Annotated in this window: 11 protein-coding genes; 6 read left to right on the top strand and 5 right to left on the bottom strand. The window is 63.3% G+C overall.

Features of this window, described 5'->3' with window-relative positions; genetic code table 11:
• Positions 1 to 17 precede the first annotated feature (17 nt).
• Positions 18 to 944: an SDR family oxidoreductase gene (locus KBY83_RS10710; protein ID WP_255019524.1), complete on the bottom strand. Its 927-nt coding sequence runs from the start codon at positions 942 to 944 to the stop codon at positions 18 to 20.
• 138 nt (positions 945 to 1,082) lie between these two features.
• On the opposite strand from KBY83_RS10710, the gene KBY83_RS10715 reads away from it, so the two are divergent.
• On the top strand, positions 1,083 to 1,295 hold the full coding sequence (locus tag KBY83_RS10715) for a hypothetical protein (protein WP_106632499.1): 213 nt from the start codon (positions 1,083 to 1,085) through the stop codon (positions 1,293 to 1,295).
• On the opposite strand, the gene KBY83_RS10720 is transcribed toward KBY83_RS10715, so the two are convergent.
• Positions 1,241 to 1,663, bottom strand: a complete 423-nt coding sequence (locus KBY83_RS10720) for an HNH endonuclease (RefSeq protein WP_106632498.1) — start codon at positions 1,661 to 1,663, stop codon at positions 1,241 to 1,243. The two genes, KBY83_RS10715 and KBY83_RS10720, sit on opposite strands and share 55 nt — an antisense overlap.
• 74 nt (positions 1,664 to 1,737) lie before the next feature.
• Here KBY83_RS10720 and KBY83_RS10725 point away from each other — a divergent pair, with 74 nt between their 5' ends.
• Positions 1,738 to 3,327 carry a DEAD/DEAH box helicase gene (locus tag KBY83_RS10725; protein WP_255019525.1) on the top strand — a complete coding sequence of 530 codons (1,590 nt, stop codon included), beginning with the start codon at positions 1,738 to 1,740 and terminating at the stop codon, positions 3,325 to 3,327.
• Positions 3,328 to 3,333: 6 nt separating this feature from the next.
• Here KBY83_RS10725 and KBY83_RS10730 read toward each other — a convergent pair whose 3' ends face one another.
• Both KBY83_RS10730 and KBY83_RS10735 read right to left on the bottom strand, forming a co-directional pair.
• Positions 3,334 to 3,714, bottom strand: a complete 381-nt coding sequence (locus KBY83_RS10730; protein WP_255019526.1) for a hypothetical protein — start codon at positions 3,712 to 3,714, stop codon at positions 3,334 to 3,336.
• 58 nt (positions 3,715 to 3,772) lie between these two features.
• Complete coding sequence (locus tag KBY83_RS10735; protein ID WP_255019527.1) at positions 3,773 to 4,210, bottom strand: DUF6554 family protein; 438 nt, start codon at positions 4,208 to 4,210, stop codon at positions 3,773 to 3,775.
• A 138-nt stretch (positions 4,211 to 4,348) separates the two neighbouring features.
• Between KBY83_RS10735 and KBY83_RS10740 the strand changes: the two genes are divergently transcribed.
• The 4 genes from KBY83_RS10740 to KBY83_RS10755 all read left to right on the top strand — a co-directional run bounded on the left by KBY83_RS10740 (position 4,349) and on the right by KBY83_RS10755 (position 6,168).
• A complete protein-coding gene (locus KBY83_RS10740; protein WP_255019528.1) occupies positions 4,349 to 4,618 on the top strand; it encodes a hypothetical protein in 270 nt (89 codons plus the stop codon).
• A 503-nt stretch (positions 4,619 to 5,121) separates the two neighbouring features.
• Positions 5,122 to 5,316 carry a hypothetical protein gene (locus KBY83_RS10745; protein WP_254935286.1) on the top strand — a complete coding sequence of 65 codons (195 nt, stop codon included), beginning with the start codon at positions 5,122 to 5,124 and terminating at the stop codon, positions 5,314 to 5,316.
• 411 nt (positions 5,317 to 5,727) lie between these two features.
• Positions 5,728 to 5,940: a type II toxin-antitoxin system HicB family antitoxin gene (locus KBY83_RS10750; RefSeq protein WP_255019529.1), complete on the top strand. Its 213-nt coding sequence runs from the start codon at positions 5,728 to 5,730 to the stop codon at positions 5,938 to 5,940.
• A gap of 3 nt (positions 5,941 to 5,943) precedes the next feature.
• The gene (locus KBY83_RS10755; RefSeq protein WP_255019530.1) at positions 5,944 to 6,168 is read left to right on the top strand and encodes a type II toxin-antitoxin system HicA family toxin; all 225 of its coding nucleotides are present in this window, start codon (positions 5,944 to 5,946) and stop codon (positions 6,166 to 6,168) included.
• On the opposite strand, the gene KBY83_RS10760 is transcribed toward KBY83_RS10755, so the two are convergent.
• A complete protein-coding gene (locus KBY83_RS10760; protein ID WP_255019531.1) occupies positions 6,155 to 6,328 on the bottom strand; it encodes a hypothetical protein in 174 nt (57 codons plus the stop codon). The genes KBY83_RS10755 and KBY83_RS10760 overlap by 14 nt on opposite strands.
• Between the last annotated feature and the right edge of the window lie 209 nt (positions 6,329 to 6,537).

A 6,537-nucleotide genomic window follows, 5' to 3' on the forward strand; every position in this document is an offset into this window, starting at 1 on the left:
GCTGATCTGGGCCTGCCCTATGTGGTTGATCCCGGGGATCTGCGGGACTGCCCGCCACCTAGCTCCTCCGCTAAGCAGGCCCGGTAGCCCTCCCGGTAGTTGGGATAGCGCAGCTTGTAGCCCAGCTGTTGGGTCAGCAGCTGGTTGCTGACCCGCCGGTTTTCGCTCCAGAAGCTGCGGGCCATGGGGCTCATGCTGCCGGCGACCTCGGCGTAGTGCTCCATTGGTGGCAGTTTGTGCCCCAGTAGGTGGGCCGCATAGCCCAGGGTCTCGCTGGAGGGGCAGGGGCAGTTGTCGGTCACATTGACCACGGTCGGGCGCTCCTGCTGCGGCCGGGCCAGGCAGTGCAGCAGGCAACCGACGATGTCGTCGACGTGTACTCGGCAAAAGATCTGGCCAGGCTTGTGGATGAGACGGCTTTGCCCCGCTTGCAGGGCCGCAAATGGCGAGCGGTTGGGTCCGTAGATGGCTGGCAGCCGGAAAATCTGCACGGGTAGTCCTGTGGCTAGCCACGCCTGCTCCGCCGCAACCCGGGCCTGGCTGCGGCCGGCTCGGGCTGGGGTTGGGGCGGTTTCGTCAACCCAGGCCCCAGAGGTGTCGCCATAGACGCCGGTGGTGGAGAGATAGCCCAGCCATTGCAGGGGCAGCTCTCGCAGGCTTGGTCCTAGTAAGCGCAGCGCCGGATCGCCCTGGCTTGGATCCGGGGGCACGCACACCACCACATCCGTGATGCCAGCCAGGGCGCCAGGGGCTGGCAGGGAGGCGCCGTCTGGAGAGCTGTTGAAGGGGAGCCATTCCAGGCCCTCGCCGCTGGAGCGTGGTTGGCGGCTGGTGAGGCGAACCGCCATGCCGCTGCGCTGGGCGGCCTGGGCAAGCCGCAGGCCCGTGAAGCCGCCGCCGATCACCAGCAGTTGGCGGGCGGGCTTGACAAGTGCCTGGATCATGAGTACACCTGTATTACCCCTGAAGTGATCGCCATGACGGTCTCAGTTTTCACGGTCCCAGTTTTCACTGTCTCAGCTTTTCCGGTCTCAGCCTTTCCTGTTGCTGGTTCTCGTGCTGCAAGCTCCATTGCGCCAGGCTTGCGGGCTGCTCTTGAGTTCCCGGCACCAATCTCTAAGACGCCGGTCTCCTCAAGGCAGCGGTCCCGCTCCAGTGGTCATGAGATCACCGTGCCGGCGGTGTTGGCGGGGGTGCTGCTGCTGCTGGCTTTGGTGGTTGCCCCCGAGGGACCCCAGGTTCAGGAGGCCATCTGCCAGCGCCACAACGGCGCCGAGGCCTGCCGGGTCTGGTGAGGTTCCACCAGTTCTTCCAATTGGCCGGGATGTACCCACTGCAGCAGCCGCATTGCTAAACGCAGGTCTCCATCAGTCCAGGCACGAATCGCCATGGAGCGGCGGGGGTCGTAAAAGGGCTGTCGCCGGTACCAGGCAAAGGCATCCGCATCTCCCTTGTCGCCATTACAGGCCAGACAGGCGGGCACGCAGTTCTCGGTGACACTTAGCCCGCCCCGGCTCTGGGGGTGCACGTGGTCGATTGATTCCGAGCGCTCACCGCAATAAATGCAGTGTTGGTCGGTGATGAGATGAAGGGATTGGCGCCAGCGTCTGACGCGCAATTTGGGACAGAGATCCTCAAGGAACACCCCATCCCTGGCCTGCATCAGCGCGACTCGGTTGAGCAAAGTTTGCCCCCACCACCTGGGGTGTCAATGTGTCGACGATTGCACTTCCGCGGATGCGCTGTCTGCTGCGGCTGGGGGCGACGGGTTTGATTGAGGTAGTTAGCCCCTACGACGCGGTCACCCAGGCCCAGTTGCGGGCGATCCGCCCCCGGGGGAGTTGGTCGGGTCGGCAGCGTTGCTGGTCATTTCCCCTAGAAGCTGCCGCCGCCTTGCAGCAAGCCCTGGCAGGCCGGTTTCCTGTGCAGCCCGAGCTGGCCCAGTGGCTCGCCTGGCTGGAGCAGCCCCTGCCCCCCCTGCCGCCCCATCGGCAGTTGGTGGCGTCGGCAGATTTGGAGCAGCCCTTGCTGGATGGCCGCCTCCTGTTTGCCCATCAGCGGGCCGCGGTGCGCTGGCTACTGGCCCGCCGCGGTGCCGTGCTCGCGGATGCCATGGGGTTGGGTAAGACGCTCACAGCCCTGATGGCGGCTCGGGCCATGGTGCGCCAAGCCGATTGCCGCATCTTGGTGATTGCCCCGGTTGGTCTGCACGACCATTGGCAGGGTGAGGCGGCCAGCCTTGGCCTGCATCTGGAGCTGCACAGCTGGGCCCGGTTGCCCGACGCCTTGCCGCCCGCCGGCACCGTGCTGATCGCCGATGAGGCCCACTTCGCCCAAAACGGCCATACCCGCCGCAGCCAGGGGCTGCTGCGCCTGGCCCGCCACCCCCGGCTGCGAGCCATCTGGCTACTGACCGGCACGCCGATGAAAAACGGCCGCCCAGCCCAGTTATTTCCCCTGCTGGCGGCGATCGGCCACCCCCTCGCCCGCGACCAACGGGCCTTTGAGGAACTCTTCTGCCAGGGCCATTGGCGCGAGCAGGGCGGACGGCGCCTCTGGCAGGCGAATGGGGCCAGCCATCTGGAAGACCTGCAGCGGCTGGTGCGGCCCCTGGTGCTGCATCGCCGTAAGCAGGATTGCCTCGACCTGCCCCCCAAGCTGCGCCAGCTGTGGCCAGTTGAGCTGGACGAGCCTTCGGCCCGCGGCTTTCAGCACCGCCTGCAGCTCAAGGTAGACGACTATCGCCGTCGGGCTGCCCTCGGTGAGGTGCGCCGCGATGCCGAGCTGCTGGCAGTGCTCACGGCCCTGCGCCAGATCGGCTCCGATTACAAACTCCCAGCCACCCGGGCCTTGGTGGCTCCGTTGCTGGCCAAGGGCGAGGCGGTGGTTGTGTTTACGGCCTTCGTGGCTACGGCTGAGATGTTGCACCGCAGTTTTGAAGACAGTTGTGTTCTCACCGGCGCCCTGCCGCCGGCCCAGCGCCAGGCTGAGGTTGATGCGTTTCAGCGCGGTGAGCATTCCCTGCTGATCGCTACCTATGGCACCGGGGGCTTGGGCTTCACCCTGCACCGGGCGCGGCATGTGGTGCTAGTTGAGCGCCCCTGGACCCCAGGGGATGCGGAACAGGCAGAAGATCGCTGTCACCGCATCGGTATGGGGGCCTGCCTGACCAGCCATTGGCTGCAGCTGGGCGTTGCCGACCAGTTGGTGGACGGCTTACTGGCCAGTAAGGCCGAGCGCATCGCCGTGTTGTTGCAGCGGCGCTCCCAGCTGCTGGAGCGCCGCAGTTTGCCGGCCATGATGAGAGACCTGATGGGTCGCTGGTGAGGCTGCTCAGCGTTGGGGGCGGTCTTGGTTTGCGCCCATGGCTTTGCCACCGCCTTCCCTGCAGAGCTGTTGACGCAGGTTCAGATCGGTGCGCAGTTGGGGATCCAGGCTGGCTGGTGGTTTAGAGCGGGCAAGGGCTGCAGCCCGGTTGATATCAGCGCAGGCTGCTGCCTCGTTGCCCGCCAGGCTGTGTAGCAGGTAGCGATCGTTGAGAGGGCTTGGGTTGGTTGGAAATGCCGCCACTACGGCGTCGCAGCGGCCGATCTGTTCCGTTAGCTGGTCGAGCTGCACGGTTTGCAGGCAGTCGTCGCTGCGTACCTGGCGCTGGGGTAAGGGCTCTTCAGCGCATCCACCGGCAAGCAGCAGCAGCCCTGCCAGGGCGGCCAAGCTGCCCCCTGCTCGGCAGCTGCTTCGGCATCCGGCTCGGCATAAATATTGGCGAGCCCTATTGACCCAGCCGCTCACTGCGGGAGGTGCCACTAGGCGCTGGGCTGGTGCTGGCTTCTGGCTTGGCTTCGGGTTTTGCGAACAGGTCACCTAGGTAGCGGCCGCAGTCGGGAAACACGCTGGGGTTCTGCACCACAGCTTCTGTGATCATCACCGCGGCGTGTTCCGGGGAGGTCTTGAACAGTTTGTCGTTTTGGCGTTTGATCACCGCGTAGGCGGCATCCCAGCTCACCTGGTGGCTGTTGCCGCTGCTGCGCATAAAGCAATAGATCTGAGCCCCCTTGCCCCCTGAGCCGGCGTTGGCGGCGGCGGTATTGGCCTCAGCTGTCTGGGCCTGGCCGGGTAGGGCGAGGCCGAATCCAGCAGCGCTGCCAACCAGGACCAGCAGGGCACGGCGTAGCCCGGGAATCTGCCGCAAAGTCATCTTTAGTGCCATGGCCTGGGGCGTCAACGGGGATACCGGGGTCCAACGTATCGATCACTTTGGCCTAAGTCGAGTCTGGGGCAGGGAAGAGCTCTGGCCTTGGCTGGTGCTGGTTTGTGTGTTGTGATCGGCTCCCATGCTCTGATTGCCATGGCTTACGAGTCGGTTTCCTTCCGCATCAGCCGTAATGCTGAAGATTTGGCCCAAACCGTGCACGCCCTCTCCCAGCGGCTGGTGAGGCTGGAGCAGCGTTTGGAAGCCACGGAGCTGCAACTTGATCGCCAGGGAGAGCATGATCCCCAGGAGATCACCAGTCTCGACAACGTTGAACGACTGCTGGTCGACTGTCGCGCCTTGCTCGATCTCACCGACCAAAACGAGCTCACCGACCAAAACGATGAAATGGCGGCAGCGGCCTGATCCCCGGGGCTGGTCAGCGGTGTCAGAATGGGGAGAAAGTAGTTATGGCATACCCCACTCCCTCCCAAAACGGTTCCACCAATCGCTGCTCGCAAGCCTCGGGCTTAGCCCCGTCAGTTACCAACCAGGCTCCTTCCGGCCGCAGCGGCTACCCACCTACCTCAGGAGAGGGGGAGCATCAGTTGGAGAAGCTGGAGTTTGCACTTGCAGTGGCCCTCACCCGGGGTGATGAACAGAGATCCCAGTCTTTGCGTGATCAAATTGCCGCGTTGGGTGGCAATCGGGAAGAGCCAGGAACATGAAGCGCGGGGGGCCTGGGTGAGCTAGGTGATGTTTTCACTGGGTATGTTCAGCCTGGCGTATGATCAAAAGGAATGCTTTGATCTTGCAAGGGATATATCAACCCTTTCCAGGATGGCTAAAGCCGATTTTGCATGGGCCATTCCCGTTCAGATACCGTTGAGATGACTGCCATTTTTACTAGTCCTGCGCGTACTTCTTCGTTGGCCGCACCCTCGGCTGACGCGCGCGAACAATTCCTTGTTTCGATTCGGGCCGATGAGGCTCGGGCGCGCCTTGCTGCTGAGCAAGGAGATTTGCCCCAAGCCGCACGCTTCATCATTGCGGCTTTGGATGGCGAGCGCCGGATGGCGGCCACCGGCCCTCAGGTTTTGCAGCTGATCAAGCCTCGGGGCTGAATCAGGCTAATTCCGCTGGTCTAATTCGCTAATTCGTCTGCTGGGCCAATTAGTCTCTTGCCCAATCTGATGACCTGAGAATAAAGCGGGTGACCGGACTCGAACCGGCGACGTTCAGCTTGGGAAGCTTCTCGGTTGATTAGCCGAACCGCATGCGCCACCGAGAGTCTCATATGGCTTCAGGCTTGGATGTGAGAAGGTCTGTGAGAAGGTTTTGGTTTGGGTATCTCACTCCTTTGGTGATCGACTTGGCACCCCGCCGTTGAAGGCTTTACGCGACTTTCGCAGGGCGGAGTAGAAATTCATCCGCAGCTAGAGTCCCTGCTGCCCTCTGAGGGCTTGGGGGCTCCGGCCCCTTTTTTCTCAGGCCTGGGCTGTGCGCAGCAGAATGGGAAGTCGGAGTTCACCACCATGCACACGTTTTCAGCAGTAATTGAGCGCTGCTCTGAGACGGGGCTCCTGGTGGGCTATGTCCCAGGCTTCCCGGGGGCTCACAGCCAGGGCGAGACCCTTGATGAGTTGCAGGCCAATCTTAAGGAGGTGATCTCCATGCTTTTGGAGGACGGCGAACCGGCTCTGGAGAGCGATTTCGTTGGTCTCCAGCAAATCTCCGTGCCGGCTTGAACGGTGGGGTCAACTCCTGTTCTCAAGCCATCGGAGGTGGCAGACATTCTCAGAAAGCTGGGTTTTGAGGTGGTTCGTCAGCGCGGCTCCCACCAGCAGTTCCGTGATGCCAAGGGCCGCTGCACGACGGTCCCCGCCCACAAAGGGCGCGATATCGCACCGCCGCTCTTGCGCCAGATCGCTAGGGACATCGGCATGCCTGTGGAGGAGTTCCTCAGCTACCGCTGAGTGCCTCCTCGGCATTAAGACCTGGGTCGCCGTCTGCCAGGAAGCTCTCCAGCCGTTCTTCAAGGGGCAAGGTCAGCAGGTCATTCACCACAAGCCTTGCCGGCAGGACTGGGGGCTGGGAGTTTTCAACTGTACCGGGGGCATTTGGGCGATTCGCCACCAGGCCAGCGCACACCCACCGCATCCCTCGGCCATTCCTCGCGCCGCGTAAAGGATTGGGCCATGCGCCCTCCGGTGGGGTGGCAGGGCTGATTCAAAGTCTGGCACAGGCGAGCTTGCCTGGGCTGCCAGCATGAGTTGAGGTCGGCGGAATTGCCTCCTCCCTGTGCCCGAAAGCCATTCAGCCGCAACAGATCTCGATCTTATCGG

The sequence above is a fragment of the Cyanobium sp. WKJ7-Wakatipu genome (assembly GCF_024345355.1).
GTDB lineage: Bacteria > Cyanobacteriota > Cyanobacteriia > PCC-6307 > Cyanobiaceae > Cyanobium_A > Cyanobium_A usitatum.